Source organism: Streptomyces sp. NBC_01233 (assembly GCF_035989305.1).
Lineage (GTDB): Bacteria > Actinomycetota > Actinomycetes > Streptomycetales > Streptomycetaceae > Streptomyces.
On record NZ_CP108514.1, the window covers coordinates 3,602,337 to 3,617,759 of the forward strand.

The following is a 15,423-nucleotide window of genomic DNA, read 5'->3' on the forward strand; positions in this document are numbered from 1 at the left end:
GCACGTGCACACGCGTACCGATCACTCTAGCGACAGGCAACGACAGCCCCAAGTCCGGGGTTGCACGTGCAATGTGGGTCACACGGTCACGAGTTGGGCGATGCTACCGCCGCCGACGGCCTGATCGGGAGCCTGTTGACCGGGCGGCCCGTGGCCGCCCGTACCGCCGAGGCGATCGCGGCCGGGGTCGTCACCACCGGGATCGCGCTCGCCGCCTTCGCGCCGAAGGGGGCCACCACGTCGCGTTCCTCGACGAGTTTGACGATGCGCACGGCCGGGGCGTCCAGCGACGTCGGCAGTGCGTAGCCCGTCAGGTCGGGGTGGCGGACCAGGCCGGAGACCGTGCGGAGGTTCTCCGTCAGGGCCGCGCCGACGCCCTGGGTGACGCCGGCCTCGATACGGGCTTCCAGCTGGCGGGGGTTGAGGATGCGGCCCACGTCCTGGGCGACCGCGAGCTCCACGACCCGTACCGAGCCGAGTTCGATGTCCACGTCCACCACCGCGCGGATCGCGCAGAAGGCGAGGCCCACGAAGGCGTCGCCCTGGCCGTCCGCGTCCAGGGGCTCCGTCGGGTGCGGGCGGCACTGGGCCGTGGCCCAGAGCTCCTTGCCCTCTATGGCCTCCGAGACGCTCATCGAGAAGGCGCCGTCGTACGACGTGATCCGGCCGTCCGCGATCTGCAGGAGCTCCGTCGACATGCCCAGCTTGTGGGCCATGGGCTGCAGGAGTTGGGTGCGGACCATCTTGGCCGCGCGCTCCACCGCGCCGCCCGACACCCACGTGTGGCGGCCGTGTGCCGACGGGCCCGCCGGCGGCTGGTCGGTGTCCACGGGGGCCACCGCCACCTCCTCGACGCCCAGCACCTCCTGGACGATCTGGCGGGCCAGCGTGCCGAAGCCCTGCCCGGTGTCGACGGCCGCGCAGATGACCGTGGCCGCGCCGTTGACGACCTTCACGGTGGCCGTCGAGACCTCGTCCGTGCCCTCCGCGCCGAGCATGTGCACCATGCCGACGCCGTAGCCGACGCCCCGGCGCACCGCGCCCGGCTCGCCCGCGCCCTCCGGGCCGCCCGGCAGCAGCCAGTCGTCCTCCGGGGTGTCCTTCGGGAGGGCGGGCAGCTCGAAGTCGCGGACCGCGCGCAGCAGTTCCGCCACGGGGGCCGGGCAGGTCACGGTCTGGCCGGTGGGGAGCAGGTCTCCCGTCGCCAGGACGTTGCGCATGCGCAGTTCCGCACCGTCCATGCCGAGGGCTGCGGCCAGTTTGTCCATCTGGCCTTCGTACGCGGCGCACACCTGCATGGCGCCCTCGCCGCGGACGTGGCCGGAGGGGGGGTTGTTGGTGCGGACCGCCCAGCCTTCCACGAAGGCGTGCGGGACGACGTACGGGCCGCAGGCGAAGGCCACCGCCGCCGCCAGGGATTCCGCGGAGGCGTCGGCGTACGCACCCGCGTCCATCAGGATCTGCGCCTCGACCTTGACCAGGCGGCCCTCCGCGTCCGCGTGGTGGCGGTAGCGCAGCAGGGTCGGGTGCCGGTGGGTGTGGCCGAGGAAGGACTCCTCGCGGGTGGCGGCCAGTTTGACCGGGCAGCCCGTGCGCAGGGCGAGCAGGCCGAGCGGGAGCTGGAAGGCGGCGTCCTCGCGGTCCGCCGTGGCGCCCGGCACGCCGGTGACCACCACGCGTACGCGGTCCGGTTCCAGGCCGAAGCAGGCGGCGGCGAGGGCGCGGTCGGTGTGCGGGTCGGTGGAGGCGGTGTAGAGCTCCACGCCGCCGTCGGGCCGCGGCACGGCCAGTCCGGCCTCGGCGCCGATGGGGGCAGGGTCCTGGCGGCCGATCCGGTACAGGCCCTCGACGACCACGTCGCCGGTCGCCTCCGGGTCGCCGTAGCGCAGCGGGATGTGCCGGATCAGGTTGCCGTCCGGGTGCAGGGCGGGCGCGCCGAAGGACTGCTCGGGGTCGGTCACCGGGTCGAGGAGCTCGTACTCGACGGCGATCGCGGCCGCGGCGAGCCGCGCGGTGTCCGGGTGGTCGGCGGCAACGGCGGCGATGGGCTCGCCGTGGTGGCGAACGACGTCGTGCGCGAACACCGGCCGGTCGGCGATCCGGCGGCCGTGCGTGGTGGCGCCGGGGACGTCGGCGTGGGTGACGACGGCGCGCACGCCGGGCATTGCGGCGGCGGCCGTGGTGTCGATGGACAGGATGCGGGCGTGGGCGTGCGGGGAGCGCAGCACGGCGGCCCACAGGAGGCCCTCGGCCCACAGGTCGGCGGCGTAGGGGAAGGTGCCCTCGGTCTTGGCGCGGGCGTCGGTGGCGGGCACGGACGCGCCGATGCCGCGCGGCACCTGCTGCTCCGAGGCCTCCGCCGACGGGGCGGCCAGGGCCGTCACCGTGCCGTTCAGCGTTGTCGTCGCCGTCGCCGTAGCCGCGTCCTGCCCGCTCACGCCGTGCCTCCGTGGTGGATGCCGCCCTCGCCGGGCGCTGCCTGGTGCGGGATGCGCGCCTCCGGAGCCTGGCCCGGAGCCTGGCCCGGGGCCTGGTCCGGGGACTCGGCGGCGGCCGCCTCGCGCTCGGCCACGACCTCGCGCACGGCGTCGACGACCCCCGCGTAGCCGGAGCAGCGGCAGAGGTTGCCGCACAGCGCCTGACGGGTCTCCAGCTCGCTGGGGGCGTGGTTGCCCTCCAGCAGGTCGTGGATGGTCATGGCCATGCCGGGCACGCAGAACCCGCACTGCACCGCACCCGACCTGCACAACGCCTGCTGCACGTCCGAGAGTTCCCCGTCCGTCGCGAGCCCCTCGACGGTGCGGACCTCGCTGCCGGCGGCCGTCGCGGCCGGGACCAGGCAGGAGGCGACGAGCCGGCCGTCGACCTGCACGGCGCAGGCGCCGCACTCGCCCTGCGAGCAGCCGTCCTTGGCGCCGGCGAGGCCGAGGCGCTCGCGCAGCACGTAGAGCAGGGACTCGCCGATCCAGGCACCGGTGACGGGCCGGTCGGCGCCGTTGACGCGCAGGACGTAGGAGGCCTGCGGGTGCTCGTGATGGGCGACGGCCTCGGCCGCCGTTCCTTCTTCGTACGTCGCCACCTCGGCCGGGACCCCTTGGCCGGTCCCCGCGTCCGGGAGTGCCGCGTCGCTGTCGGCGGTGTCCGCACTCGGCGTGGGGCCGGCCGGGGGCTCCGCCGCGGCCGGCTCCTCGGGTGAACCGGCGTCGGCAGCCGCGGGGCCGGGCTCCGGCAGGGCCGGCTCCGCCCCGGGCGCGGCGTCGTCCGCCACGGGCTCGGGCTCCGGCTCGGGCTCCGGCTCCGGCACCGCGTGGCCGAAGGCCGCGAAGCCGTGGCCGTCGGTGCCCCCGGGCTGCGCGGGCCCGGCGGGCTGCGCGGGCCCGGCGGGCTGCGCGGGCCCGGCGGGCTGCGCGGGCCCGGCGGGAGCCGCCTCGGCCCGCACTCCGCCGAAGAGGTCCAAGCCGCCGGCAGCCACCGGCTGCGCGGCGGCGGGCTCGGCGGCCCCGCCCGGCTCCGGCGCTTCGCCGAAGGCCGTGAAACCGCGCCCGTCGGTGCCCGCGGGCAGCGCCGGCCCGGCGTACGCGCCGGGCCCGGCGTGCCCCGCGTACCCGGCGTGGTCCACGGGCTCGCCGTGCCCGGCGTGCTCGCCCTGCTCCGCGTGACCGACGTGCTCCGCGTGCCCGGCCGGGCCCATGTTCCCGACGTACCCGGCGCGCTCCGCGTGATCGGCCGTCCGGGCGCCCTCGGCCTGCTCCGCCGCCGGGCCGTGGGCGGCCTCGATGTCGTGCGGGGCCGGGTGCACCGGCTCGCCGTCCGGGAGCGGGGTGCCCACACCGGGGCCGCCCAGCACGCGCGGCCCGCGCCCGGCGGCGCCCACTCCGGGTCCCCCGAGCAGCCGCCCGGCGCCGTGCGCCGTCGCGGCGGCAGCGGCGGCCGAAGCCGCCGCGGCCTCGTCCGTGCCCGGCAGAACGCCCGGCAGTACGCCCGCGTCCAGGTTCCCGTCCAGGTGGGCGTCCGGGTCCCCGGCCGGCTGCTGCGTCAGGTACGCCCACGGCGCCGGAGCGCCGCCCGGCAGCGTCGCCGGGGCCTGGCTCCAGTCCGCGTCCAGCCCGCCCGGCCGGAAGTCGCCCTGCTGTCCGGGGAATTCGGAGAACTCGGGGACGGCCCACTGGCCGGTCGCCGAAGAGGCGGCCTCGGGCTCCTGCGCCGCCTCCGGGAACCGCCACTCCGCCGTCGCACCGGGATCGGACAGCGGCTCCGGCTCCGCCTCGGCGAACGCCGCCGCGACCGACGCCGGAATCGGGATCGACGCCGGAATCGGCCCGCCCACCGACCCGGATCCGGCCCCCGGACCCGAACCGCCCGCGGACCCCGGCTCGGCCGCCTGGGCCGAGCCCCCCGCCTCCGGCCACTGCACCGGGATCGTCCACGTGCCCGTGGCCGCCGGATCCGTGGTGGCCGAGCCGAGCGGCACGATCATCGGCGGCGGCACGTACCCGTGCCCGGGCGCCGCGAGGGGCTCCCCGGTGCCGAGCGCGTCCAGCATGTCCTGCGGCAGTTTCACGAAGGCAGTGGCGTCCGAGTCGTACTCGCCGCCCTGCGGGACCGGTTCCCAGCCCCAGCTCGCCGTGCCGTTCCCCTGGGTCACGTTCGCGTTCTCGTTCTCGTTCTCGCTCATGAGGTCAGTGCCCTCCCCAGGGCCCTGCGTGCCAGCACGGCCACCGTCCGCCGCAGATGCAGTACACCGGGAGCCACCGGCTCCCCCTGGTCGGGCACGCAGGCGGCCGCGACGTACTCGCCGAAGGCCTCCAGCGCCTCGGGGGCCAGGCTCCGCTCGCCGTCCCAGTCGATCAGCGAGGCCACCCACTGCTCGGCCTCCAGGGGCCGCAGCGGCATCGGGGCCACCGCACCGATCGCACAGCGCACACCCCGGCGCGCGGGATCCAGTACGAGCCCCACGGACGCCACGGCGCGCCCCGGCCCGGTACGTCCCGTGGCCTTCAGGAACACCTGCGGCGCATGCAGCAGCGGGACGCGGACGAAACCGATCAGCTCGCCGGGCCGCAGCATCTCGCGGCCGGCCAGCAGGTACGACACCGGGATCTCCCGCTGCCCGCCCGGGCCGACGATCACGAGGACGGCCTCCAGCGCGGCCAGTACGGGCAGCGCGTCTCCCGTGGGCGCGGCGGTGGCGATGTTCCCGCCGAGGGTGCCCGCGTTACGGATCTGCGGGGGCCCGGCGGCACGCGCGGCGGCGGCCAGCGCGGGGATCAGGGCGGCGAAATCCGGCCGTCCCATCCGCGCGTGGGTGAGGCCGGCGCCGAGCAGCGCGTGGCCGTCCTGGTACTGCCAGCCGCGGATCTCGTTGATCCGGCCCAGGCCCACCAGCGCGGCGGGCCGCAGCAGCCCTGCGTTGACGGCGGCCATGAGGTCGGTGCCACCCGCGACGGGCACGGCCGCGGGCATGGCGGTGAGCGCCGCCACGGCCTCGTCGAGCGAGGCCGGCAGTGTCACGGACTGCGCCGCCTGGGGCCCCTGGGGGCCCTGAGATGAATCCGGTGCGTGCAGTGCATGCGGTGCGTGCGTGGTCAACCCAGCTGCCCCTTCCCGATGTCCCGGTCCCGGCGCTCACGCCTGTCCGCCGTACGGTACGTGCTCACCGCCGGGACGTGGCAACTCTGGCACATCTTCCGGGCCACCCGGCGCGAGGGTCCACCCGGTGCCCCCGCCCCCCGTGCGACCCCCCGCACGCCCCCGTGCCCGGCTCCCGCACGCCTGCGCCCCGGGCCCGCCCGTCCCGTGCCCGGCGCCCCGTACGGCCGGCCCTGCCGCCTTCGCCGGACCTCCTCCCCGAACGTCCGATTTTCCCCGTATAGCGGGAAATCCAGGCAGAGTTCCGGACCCGTACCCATTCTGTTCAGGTCCGCGGCCGCACCCCCGTGTCACACGTTCGGGGGCGCGCCCTCGATCGGACGTCCCCGCACCCCGGGGCGCCGCTGCCACGGCAGGGGCCCGCCCGGTGGCCGGTAACCGACCCCGAGCGCGTCCAGCCGCGCGTAGTGCGCCGCGGCCATCCGCCCCTCGAACCAGGCGAAGTCGCGCTCCTCCGGGGCGGGCTGCCACGACCACACCACCTCCGCGAAGGCCGCCAGCCGCGGGAACACCTGGTAGTCGACCCGGTCCTGGTTCTCCATCACCTCGGTCCACACGTTGGCCTGTGCGCCCAGCACGTGCGCGGCCGCCTCCGGCGACAGCTTCGGCGGCACCGGCTCGAAGCGGTAGACGTCCTCCAGCGAGCGCACGTACCCGATGGGCATCGGCTCGTCCCCGCCGCCCGCCTGGCGGTGGTCCAGGTACACCTGCTGCTCGGGGCACATGACCACGTCGTGCCCGGCCTCGGCGGCGGCGATGCCGCCCGCGCAGCCGCGCCACGAGGACACCGCCGCTCCCGGCGCGAGCCCGCCCTCCAGGATCTCGTCCCAGCCGATCAGCCGCCGCCCGCGCTTTGCGAGCCAGCCGTCGAAGTGCCCGATGAACCACGCCTGCAGGCCGCCCTCCCCGTCCACCCCCAGCTCCCGGATCCGCTCCTGCGCGGCGGCGGAGGCCTTCCACTGCACCTTCGGGCACTCGTCGCCGCCCACGTGCACGAAGGGCGAGACCTCCGCGGGGAACAGCTCCAGCAGCTCCTCGAAGACCCCCTCGTAGAAGCGCAGCACGGCCTCGGTCGGCGCGAGGACGTTCTCGGTGATCCCCCAGTCGTCCCACACGCCCAGGGCCGCCGTGTCGACCACGTCGGTGTTGCCCAGCTCCGGGTACGCGGCGATCGCGGCCTGCGAATGCCCCGGTACGTCGATCTCCGGGACCACCCGGACGTGCCGCTCGGCGGCGTACGCGACGATCTCGCAGATGTCGTCCTGCGTGTAGAAGCCGCCGTGCGGCGTCTCGTTCCACAGCGGCGAGGCCCGGTGCCCCCACCGGCTGCGCGCCCGCCACGCGCCGACCTCGGCGAGGCGCGGGTACCGCTTGATCTCGACCCGCCAGCCCTGGTCGTCCGTCAGGTGCAGGTGCAGCACGTTGAGCTTGTGGGCGGCGAGCAGGTCGATGTACCGCAGCACCCCGTCCTTGGGCATGAAGTGCCGGGCCACGTCGAGCATCATCCCGCGCCAGCCGAACCGCGGGCTGTCCGCGACCGTGCCGTGCGGCAGGCTCCACACCCGCCCCGGCCCCGCCGCCGGCGCCTTCCGGTGGGCGTCGGGCCCGAGCAGCTGACGCAGCGTCTGGGCGGCCCAGAACAGTCCGGCGGCCGTCGCGCCCGTCAGCTCGGCGCCGTCCGGTCCGATGTCGATGCGGTACGCCTCCGGCCCCGCGTCCCCCACGCCGTCGGGGTCCAGGCGCAGGCGCAGCTCCGCGCTCTGGCCGGCCGCGGCGGCGGGCAGGTCCCAGCCGGTGGCCGCCCCGAGCTCCCGCCGCAGCCAGCGGGCGGCCGTCCCGGTCCCCGGCCCGGCGGCGAGGCACGGCCCGGGCCCGAAGGCGAACCGGCCCCCGTCCTCGTCGAAGAGAGCGACCCGGGGCGCGGGGATCAGGTCCATGCGGGTCAGGTCCATGCGTCGGCCCTTCACGGCAGCGTGTTGCGCCCTGCGCAACGCCCGTTCCGCAGAGTGCTCGTGGCGCCGACCCTAACGCGCCCCGCGGGCACGGCAAAGGCCCCCGAGCGCGCTGTGGCGCACCGGAGGCCTCGGTCCCGCGAAAGAGGGAGGAAGAGGGGTCGGACTACTTGTCCTTGCCGCCCTTGTCCTTGTCCCCGCCGGGGCCCATGGACTCGTAGATCTCCTTGCACATGGGGCAGACCGGGTACTTCTTCGGGTCCCGGCCCGGTACCCAGACCTTGCCGCAGAGCGCGACGACGGGGGTGCCGTCGAGCGCGCTCGCCATGATCTTGTCCTTCTGGACGTAGTGGGCGAAGCGCTCGTGGTCGCCGTCACCGTGCGACACCTGCGGCGTCGGCTCTACGAGGGTCCCCGTGCCAGTCCCGCGCTCGGGCTCAAGAGTGCTCATGGAACCCAGGGTACTTAACCCCGCGCCCGTCAGTTGAGCGACGGGTCGTCCGGATAGGTGGCGACCATCGCGAGATCGCTGCGCTGGCGGCGCAGCACGGCCCGCCACAGCTGTTCGGGGTCGGGGTAGGACACGTCGCCGGGCTCCGACTCCACGACGTACCAGGCGCCGTCGCCCAGCTCCTCCTCCAGCTGGCCCGGGCCCCAGCCCGAGTAGCCGGCGAAGATCCGCAGGCCGCCGAGGGCCGCGGCCAGCAGCTCCGGCGGTGCCTCCAGGTCGACGAGCCCGATGGCCCCGTGCACCCGGCGCCAGCCGAGCGGCCCCTCCTCGCCCGGGATGACCGCCAGCCCGAGGGCCGAGTCCAGCGCCACGGGCCCGCCCTGGAAGACCACGCCGGGGGCGCCGGCCAAGGGCGCCCAGGCGAGCAGGACGTCGCCGACGCCGATGGGCGTGGGCCGGTTCAGGACAACGCCGAGGGAGCCCTGCTCGTCGTGGTCGAGCAGCAGCACCACCGCGCGGTCGAAATTCGGGTCCGCGAGGGCGGGGGTGGCCACGAGCAGCCGCCCTGTGAGGGAGGACACCTCGGTCATGCCGCCATGATCCCGCACATTCGCGCTTTGCGGGGCCCCGGCGGAGAGATCGGATCGCACGCAGCTCAGGGCGCACGGCAGCAGCAAGGAGCGCGCACGGACGGAGTAGACGGAACGCAACGCTCCGCCATGTGGTGGATACGCAGGGTGTTGTACCGAATTCATGACAGTCCCAAGGCAACGTCGGCCTTACGAACAAGGGGGTGGTGGCCCTTACCCTTTTCCCCTGGCCCCCTGCCCACCCCTCTTCGGAACGCGAGATTCATGACCGTCACCGACGATGTCCTGCTTGTCCACGGCGGCACCCCGCTTGAGGGCGAGATCCGTGTCCGCGGCGCGAAGAACCTCGTGCCCAAGGCCATGGTCGCCGCTCTGCTCGGCAGCGAACCCAGCCGGCTGCGCAACGTTCCCGACATCCGTGACGTGCGTGTCGTACGCGGGCTGCTCCAGCTGCACGGGGTGACGGTCCGCCCCGGCGAGGAGCCGGGCGAGCTGGTGCTCGACCCCACCCACGTCGAGAGCGCCAACGTCGCCGACATCGACGCCCACGCGGGTTCGTCGCGCATCCCGATCCTGTTCTGCGGCCCCCTGCTGCACCGCCTCGGCCACGCCTTCATCCCGGGCCTCGGCGGCTGCGACATCGGCGGCCGGCCGATCGACTTCCACTTCGACGTGCTCCGCCAGTTCGGCGCGACCATCGAGAAGCGCGAAGGCGGCCAGTACCTGGAAGCCCCGCAGCGCCTGCGCGGCTGCAAGATCCGCCTGCCCTACCCGTCCGTCGGCTCGACCGAGCAGGTGCTCCTGACGGCCGTCCTGGCCGAGGGCGTCACCGAGCTCAGCAACGCCGCGGTCGAGCCGGAGATCGAGGACCTCATCTGCGTCCTGCAGAAGATGGGCGCGATCATCTCCCTCGACACCGACCGGACCATCCGGATCACGGGTGTCGACCGCCTCGGCGGCTACAACCACAAGGCCCTCCCGGACCGTCTGGAGGCCGCGTCCTGGGCTTCCGCGGCCCTGGCCACCGGCGGCAACATCTACGTGCGCGGCGCCCAGCAGCGCTCGATGATGACCTTCCTGAACACCTTCCGCCGGGTCGGCGGGGCGTTCGAGATCGACGACGACGGCATCCGCTTCTGGCACCCGGGCGGCCCGCTCAACGCGATCGCGCTGGAGACGGACGTCCACCCCGGCTTCCAGACCGACTGGCAGCAGCCGCTCGTCGTGGCCCTCACCCAGGCCTCCGGCCTGTCGATCGTCCACGAGACGGTCTACGAGTCCCGGCTCGGCTTCACCTCGGCGCTCAACCAGATGGGTGCTCACATCCAGCTGTACCGCGAGTGCCTGGGCGGCTCGGCCTGCCGCTTCGGCCAGCGCAACTTCCTGCACTCGGCGGTCGTCTCCGGACCCACCAAGCTGCAGGGCGCCGACCTGGTCATCCCCGACCTGCGCGGCGGGTTCTCGTACCTCATCGCGGCGCTGGCCGCCGAGGGCACCTCGCGCGTGCACGGCATCGACCTCATCAACCGCGGCTACGAGAACTTCATGGAGAAGCTCGTGGAGCTCGGCGCGAAGGTCGAGCTGCCCGGCGGCGACCTCGTCTGACGCCGCACCCGCGTACGCGAAAGCCCCCCGGCCCCTCAAGGGCCGGGGGGCTTTCCCGTACTCCCGCCTGACACGCACTCACGCGCCCGCCTGCGCCCGCGCACACCCGACGGGGACGAGAGGGGCCGGGCGGGGTCCAACGGCGCCCTGACGGGCCCTCACGGGGCCTGCGGCGCCCGCCCAGGACCTCCACGCGCCCGGGCGCGCACCCGGCGCCGCGCGGCCCGGACAGGCCGAAGGGCGGCCACCCCGCCCGGGGGTGGCCGCCCTTCGGCGTTCTACGTATTACTGGGCACTGCTGGCGTTCCGAAGGCCTGCGCGGCCGTCGGCGCCGGGGGCAGGACTACTTGCCCTTGGCGGCTTCCTTGAGCTTGGAGCCCGCGGAGACCTTCACGCTGTAGCCGGCCGGGATCTGGATGGGGTCGCCGGTCTGCGGGTTGCGCGCGGTGCGAGCGGCACGGTGGGTGCGCTCGAAGGTCAGGAAGCCGGGGATGGTGACCTTCTCGTCGCCCTTGGCGACAATCTCGCCGACGGTCTCGGCGAGCGCGGCCAGAACGGCGTCGGCGTCCTTGCGGGTCACCTCGGCGCGCTCGGACAGAGCGGCCACCAGCTCACTGCGGTTCATGTTGTACTCCCGTGTTCAACTTGCCTTAGAGGCGTGAGATCGAAGCCGATGCTGCCAGGGCCCTAGGACAGTCCCCGGACCCGGGTCTGAACGTCAGACCCTCTCGCCCGGTTACGCATCCTGCCCCCACCAGCGGCGGGAAAGCCAATCCGGCACCCGCCGGGGTCACACGAAAAGCGCCACAGTCACGCCGCGGTGACGCTCCGTCCATGCCTTCGCTCGCACGCCGCTGCGGACCGCGGACCCCGCGGGCATCCCCGCAACCCTAGAGGCGCCCCGCCGGGCCCGCATCTCGCGACGCGCCGGGAGCGGTGGGCCGTGAGGGCTCTCACAGTGGGCGTCAGGAGCCCGACGCCGCCTTGCGGACGGCGCCCGCGACCGCGCCCGCGACCTTGTCGTTGAAGACCGACGGGATGATGTAGTTCGCGTTCAGCTCGTCCTCGCCGACGACGTCCGCCAGCGCGCTCGCGGCGGCCAGCATCATCTCCGTGTTCACGGTGCGGGACTGGGCGTCCAGCAGGCCGCGGAAGACACCCGGGAAGACCAGCACGTTGTTGATCTGGTTCGGGAAGTCGGAGCGGCCGGTGGCGACGACGGCGGCGGTCTGGCGGGCGACGGCCGGGTCCACCTCGGGGTCCGGGTTCGCGAGCGCGAACACGATCGCACCCTCCGCCATCGCGGCGACGTCCTCGCCGGACAGCACGTTCGGGGCCGAGACGCCGATGAAGACGTCGGCGCCGACCACGGCTTCCTTCAGAGTGCCCGTGTACCCCTCGGGGTTGGTGTTGTCGGCGATCCAGCGCAGCGGCGAGTCGGGGGCCGCGTCGACGAGGTCGGGGCGGCCGGCGTGCACGACACCGTGGATGTCGGCGCTGACGGCGTTCTTGACGCCCGCCGCGAGGAGCAGCTTGAGGATGGCGGTACCGGCCGCGCCGGCGCCCGACATGACGACCTTGACGTCGCCAACTGCCTTGCCCACCACGCGCAGTGCGTTGGTGAGCGCGGCGAGCACGACGATGGCGGTGCCGTGCTGGTCGTCGTGGAAGACGGGGATGTCGAGGGCCTCGCGCAGCCGGGCCTCGATCTCGAAGCAGCGCGGCGCGGAGATGTCCTCGAGGTTGATGCCCGCGAAGCCCGGGGCGATGGCCTTGACGATGGCGACGATCTCGTCGGAATCCTGGGTGTCGAGGCAGATCGGCCAGGCGTCGATGCCGGCGAAGCGCTTGAAGAGGGCCGCCTTGCCCTCCATGACGGGCAGCGCGGCCATGGGTCCGATGTTGCCCAGGCCCAGCACGGCGGAGCCGTCCGTCACGACTGCGACGGAGTTGCGCTTGATGGTGAGGCGGCGCGCGTCCTCGGGGTTCTCGGCGATCGCCATGCACACGCGGGCCACGCCCGGGGTGTAGATCATGGAGAGGTCGTCACGGTTGCGGATGGGGTGCTTGGACGCCATCTCGATCTTGCCGCCGAGGTGCATCAGGAAGGTTCGGTCGGAGACCTTGCCGAGGCTGACGCCCTCGATCCCGCGCAGCTTCTCGACGATCTCGTCCGCGTGCGCGGTGGAGGTGGCGGCGATGGTGACGTCGATCCGGAGCTTCTCGTGGCCGGAGGCGGTCACGTCGAGGCCGGTGACCGATCCGCCGGAGGACTCCACGGCGGTGGTGAGCTGGGAGACCGCGGTTCCGCTCGCGGGCACTTCCAGACGGACCGTCATCGAATACGAGACGCTGGGCGCCGTTGCCATGGCCGTGTTCCTCTTCTTCTGTCCCTGGTTCGCTGTAACACACAGAGCCCCGCTGCACAGCAGGTGCGGCAGGACCTGTTGTCCGATCGTCCCACCTACCAGCCAGTACAAGGTAACCAGCTACAAAATTCGGAAAGACTCTTCCACCATACGAGATAACAAGGGGTGTTCGGAAGGGTGGGTCCATACAAAACAGGTCCGCGCCCTCCACTGATGGAGGGCGCGGACCTGGTGATGCGTACGTCTATGACACCGACCCGCCATGCTCGCCTCGCGGCAAGTGGTCGCTCTAAGCGACGAAGGTTGGGCCCGGGGGCTTGGATCGAGTCGGTGCCGTACCCAGGCTAACAAAGGATCGCCGAATGTGATCCCCCTGCTCGCAGTCGGTTCGCGCCGCCACGCTCCTGGCCGCGGACCATACGGATGTACGGGGCCTTGAGCAGGGCCGGAGCCGTGCCGTGAACCGCCCCCGCGGGGCGGCCCCCTACGGCAGCAGCAGCTCCGGCACCCCGTCCGCGTCCGGCTTGTCCCGGTCGGCCGAGACCACCGTCAGCTGCTGCGTGGCACGCGTCAGCGCCACGTACAGCACCCGCAGGCCCGCCGGGGACTCGTCCGCGATCTCCGCCGGGGAGACGACCACCGTGGCGTCGTACTCCAGGCCCTTGGCCTCCAGGCTGCCCAGCGCCACCGCCCGGGCGCCCAGGTCGGCGAGCCAGCCCGCGGCCTCCGCGCGCCGGTCCATGGCCACGACCACGCCGACGGTGCCGTCCACCTGTTCCAGCAGCCGCCGGGTCTCCTCGCGGACCGCCGCGCCCAGATCGCCCTCCGCGGCCGTGAACCGGGGCTCCAGCCCCGTGGAGCGGACCGCCGACGGCGGCTCCATGCCGGGCATCGCCAGCCGCAGCACGCGGGAGGCGACCTCTGCGACCTCCGCCGGGTTGCGGTAGTTGACCGTCAGCGTGAACCGCCGGCGCGGCCGGCTGCCCAGCGCCTCGTCGCGGGCCGCCGCCGCCTCCTCCGGATCGGTCCAGGAGGACTGCGCCGGGTCGCCGACGACCGTCCAGGTGCCGTGCCGGCCCCGGCGGCCCACCATCCGCCACTGCATCGGCGTCAGGTCCTGGGCCTCGTCCACGATGACGTGCGCGTACTCGGTGCGCTCCGCCGCGAGCCGCTCGGCCCGCTCCCACTGGGTCTCCTCGCGGGTCGGCATCAGCTCCTCCAGCCCGCTGAGCTGGTCGAGCGGGTCCATCTCCCGCCTCCGCCTGGGCCGCGCGGGGGCGCCGAGCAGCAGCTGGAGCTCGTCGAGCAGCGCCACGTCGTGCACCGACAGGGGGCCCTTGCCGTCCGGGCCCACCCGGCGCAGCGAACGGGCCAGCTGGCGGGTCTCGCGCGGGTTCAGGTCCCGGCGCGACCAGCGGCCGAGGTGGCGCTCGTCGGCGAGCGCGGCGAGCACCGTGCGCGGGGTCAGCTCGGGCCACCAGGCGCCCAGGAAGCCGATGAAGGCGTCCTCGGTGGAGACGTCCTCGTCGAAGGCGGAGCGCAGTTCGGCTGCCAGCTCCGGATCGCTGTGCCGGCCGGCGCCGCCGGACTTCGCGTACAGGGCGTCGAGAAGCAGCTTGCGGGCGCGCGGGCGCAGCAGGTTGACCGGGGCGGTGCCGCTGAGCACGTTCTGCCGGATCCGGTTCAGCTCGGCCGCCTCCAGCTCCTGGCGGCGGCCGAAGGCCACCACGCGCAGCCGGTCGGGGGCGCCGCCGAGCTCCAGTGCGCCGCGTACGGCCTTGCGGAGCACCTTCAGCATCCGTGAGGAGCCCTTGATGCGGGCCACGGCCGGGGAGTCGTAAGTGGTGGCCTCCGCGCCGTCGACGAGCGAGCCGAGGGCCCGGATCGCCACCTGGCCCTCCTCGCCCAGCGAGGGCAGCACGCCCTCGGTGTACGCGACGAGCAGCGGGGTCGGGGAGACGATCAGGATGCCGCCGGAGTAGCGGCGCCGGTCCTGGTAGAGCAGGTAGGCGGCGCGGTGCAGGGCGACGGCGGTCTTGCCGGTGCCCGGTCCGCCGGCGACCTCGGCGACGGAGGCGGCGGGCGCCCGGATGACCAGGTCCTGCTCGGCCTGGATGGAGGAGACGATGTCCCGCATCGAGTGCGTACGGGCCCGCCCGAGGGCGGCCATCAGGGCGCCGTCGCCGATGGCGGGCAGCTCCCGGCCGTCGAGGAAGGCGGTGACCTCGGGGCGCATCAGGTCGTCTTCGACGCCCAGCACCTTGCGGCCCTTGGAGCGGATGACGCGGCGGCGCACGACGCGGCCGGGCTCCTTGGGCGTGGAGCGGTAGAACGGCGCGGCGGCCGGTGCGCGCCAGTCGATGACCAGCGGGGCGTAGTCGGAGTCCAGGACTCCGATGCGGCCGATGTGCAGCGTCTCGGCGACGTCGGCCGTGAGGTCCGCGCGGATCGCGTCGTCGGCGGGCTCGACGGAGGTGTACGCGCCGTCGGGGCCGCGCTCCCCGTCCTTGCCGAGCACCAGGTCGATGCGGCCGAAGAGGAAGTCCTCGAACTCGTTGTGGAGCCGGTTCAGGTGGATGCCCGCCCGGAAGACCTGCGCGTCTCGCTCGGCGAGTGCGCCGGGCGTCCCCACTTGGCCGCGCTGGGCGGCGTCGTTCATGAGGAACTCCGCCTCGTGGATCTTCTCCTCGAGGCGTCGGTACACGTGGTCGAGATGCGTCTGCTCGACCGCGATCTCCCGATCGCGGACGGAATCCACCGTGCTGTCGACAGCGGCATTCTGCGCGGCCACCAAGGCCCCCTTCTGA

10 protein-coding genes are annotated in these 15,423 nt (G+C 74.0%); 1 reads left to right on the forward strand and 9 read right to left on the reverse strand.

Translation table 11 applies throughout. The features are described from left to right. Positions 1-86: 86 nt before the first annotated feature. The 6 genes from OG332_RS16935 to OG332_RS16960 all read right to left on the reverse strand — a co-directional run bounded on the left by OG332_RS16935 (position 87) and on the right by OG332_RS16960 (position 8,642). Entirely contained in the window at positions 87-2,384 is a 2,298-nt protein-coding gene (locus OG332_RS16935) for a xanthine dehydrogenase family protein molybdopterin-binding subunit (protein WP_327419258.1), read from the reverse strand. Positions 2,385-2,434: 50 nt separating this feature from the next. Continuing rightward, the gene (locus OG332_RS16940) at positions 2,435-4,675 is read right to left on the reverse strand and encodes a (2Fe-2S)-binding protein (protein ID WP_327414267.1); all 2,241 of its coding nucleotides are present in this window, start codon (positions 4,673-4,675) and stop codon (positions 2,435-2,437) included. Further along, a complete protein-coding gene (locus OG332_RS16945) occupies positions 4,672-5,589 on the reverse strand; it encodes an FAD binding domain-containing protein (RefSeq protein ID WP_442816162.1) in 918 nt (305 codons plus the stop codon). The genes OG332_RS16940 and OG332_RS16945 overlap by 4 nt, the downstream gene beginning before the upstream one ends. 350 nt (positions 5,590-5,939) lie before the next feature. Next, the gene (locus OG332_RS16950) at positions 5,940-7,601 is read right to left on the reverse strand and encodes a beta-N-acetylhexosaminidase (RefSeq protein WP_327414268.1); all 1,662 of its coding nucleotides are present in this window, start codon (positions 7,599-7,601) and stop codon (positions 5,940-5,942) included. A gap of 166 nt (positions 7,602-7,767) precedes the next feature. Beyond that, on the reverse strand, positions 7,768-8,052 hold the full coding sequence (locus OG332_RS16955; protein ID WP_030010729.1) for a DUF3039 domain-containing protein: 285 nt from the start codon (positions 8,050-8,052) through the stop codon (positions 7,768-7,770). 29 nt (positions 8,053-8,081) lie between these two features. Next, positions 8,082-8,642, reverse strand: coding sequence for a YqgE/AlgH family protein (locus tag OG332_RS16960; RefSeq protein WP_327414269.1), 561 nt, complete (start codon positions 8,640-8,642; stop codon positions 8,082-8,084). A gap of 264 nt (positions 8,643-8,906) precedes the next feature. On the opposite strand from OG332_RS16960, the gene murA reads away from it, so the two are divergent. Beyond that, positions 8,907-10,247 carry a UDP-N-acetylglucosamine 1-carboxyvinyltransferase gene (gene murA, locus OG332_RS16965; RefSeq protein WP_319721912.1) on the forward strand — a complete coding sequence of 447 codons (1,341 nt, stop codon included), beginning with the start codon at positions 8,907-8,909 and terminating at the stop codon, positions 10,245-10,247. A 343-nt stretch (positions 10,248-10,590) separates the two neighbouring features. Here the strand turns inward: murA and OG332_RS16970 are convergent, their stop codons facing one another. The 3 genes from OG332_RS16970 to OG332_RS16980 all read right to left on the reverse strand — a co-directional run bounded on the left by OG332_RS16970 (position 10,591) and on the right by OG332_RS16980 (position 15,407). Beyond that, positions 10,591-10,872: an HU family DNA-binding protein gene (locus OG332_RS16970; RefSeq protein ID WP_007264399.1), complete on the reverse strand. Its 282-nt coding sequence runs from the start codon at positions 10,870-10,872 to the stop codon at positions 10,591-10,593. Between the two features lie 340 nt (positions 10,873-11,212). Next, positions 11,213-12,616, reverse strand: coding sequence for an NAD-dependent malic enzyme (locus OG332_RS16975; protein WP_327414270.1), 1,404 nt, complete (start codon positions 12,614-12,616; stop codon positions 11,213-11,215). 484 nt (positions 12,617-13,100) lie between these two features. After that, a complete protein-coding gene (locus OG332_RS16980; protein ID WP_327414271.1) occupies positions 13,101-15,407 on the reverse strand; it encodes a HelD family protein in 2,307 nt (768 codons plus the stop codon). Between the last annotated feature and the right edge of the window lie 16 nt (positions 15,408-15,423).

What these genes read in the sequence shown, in the direction of transcription:
- murA (WP_319721912.1), top strand. Translation starts at nt 8,907, where the DNA reads ATGACCGTCACCGACGATGTCCTGCTTGTCCACGGCGGCACCCCGCTT.
- OG332_RS16940 (WP_327414267.1), bottom strand. Translation starts at nt 4,675, where the DNA reads ATGAGCGAGAACGAGAACGAGAACGCGAACGTGACCCAGGGGAACGGC.
- OG332_RS16975 (WP_327414270.1), bottom strand. Translation starts at nt 12,616, where the DNA reads ATGGCAACGGCGCCCAGCGTCTCGTATTCGATGACGGTCCGTCTGGAA.
- OG332_RS16955 (WP_030010729.1), bottom strand. Translation starts at nt 8,052, where the DNA reads ATGAGCACTCTTGAGCCCGAGCGCGGGACTGGCACGGGGACCCTCGTA.
- OG332_RS16950 (WP_327414268.1), bottom strand. Translation starts at nt 7,601, where the DNA reads ATGGACCTGACCCGCATGGACCTGATCCCCGCGCCCCGGGTCGCTCTC.
- OG332_RS16960 (WP_327414269.1), bottom strand. Translation starts at nt 8,642, where the DNA reads ATGACCGAGGTGTCCTCCCTCACAGGGCGGCTGCTCGTGGCCACCCCC.
- OG332_RS16970 (WP_007264399.1), bottom strand. Translation starts at nt 10,872, where the DNA reads ATGAACCGCAGTGAGCTGGTGGCCGCTCTGTCCGAGCGCGCCGAGGTG.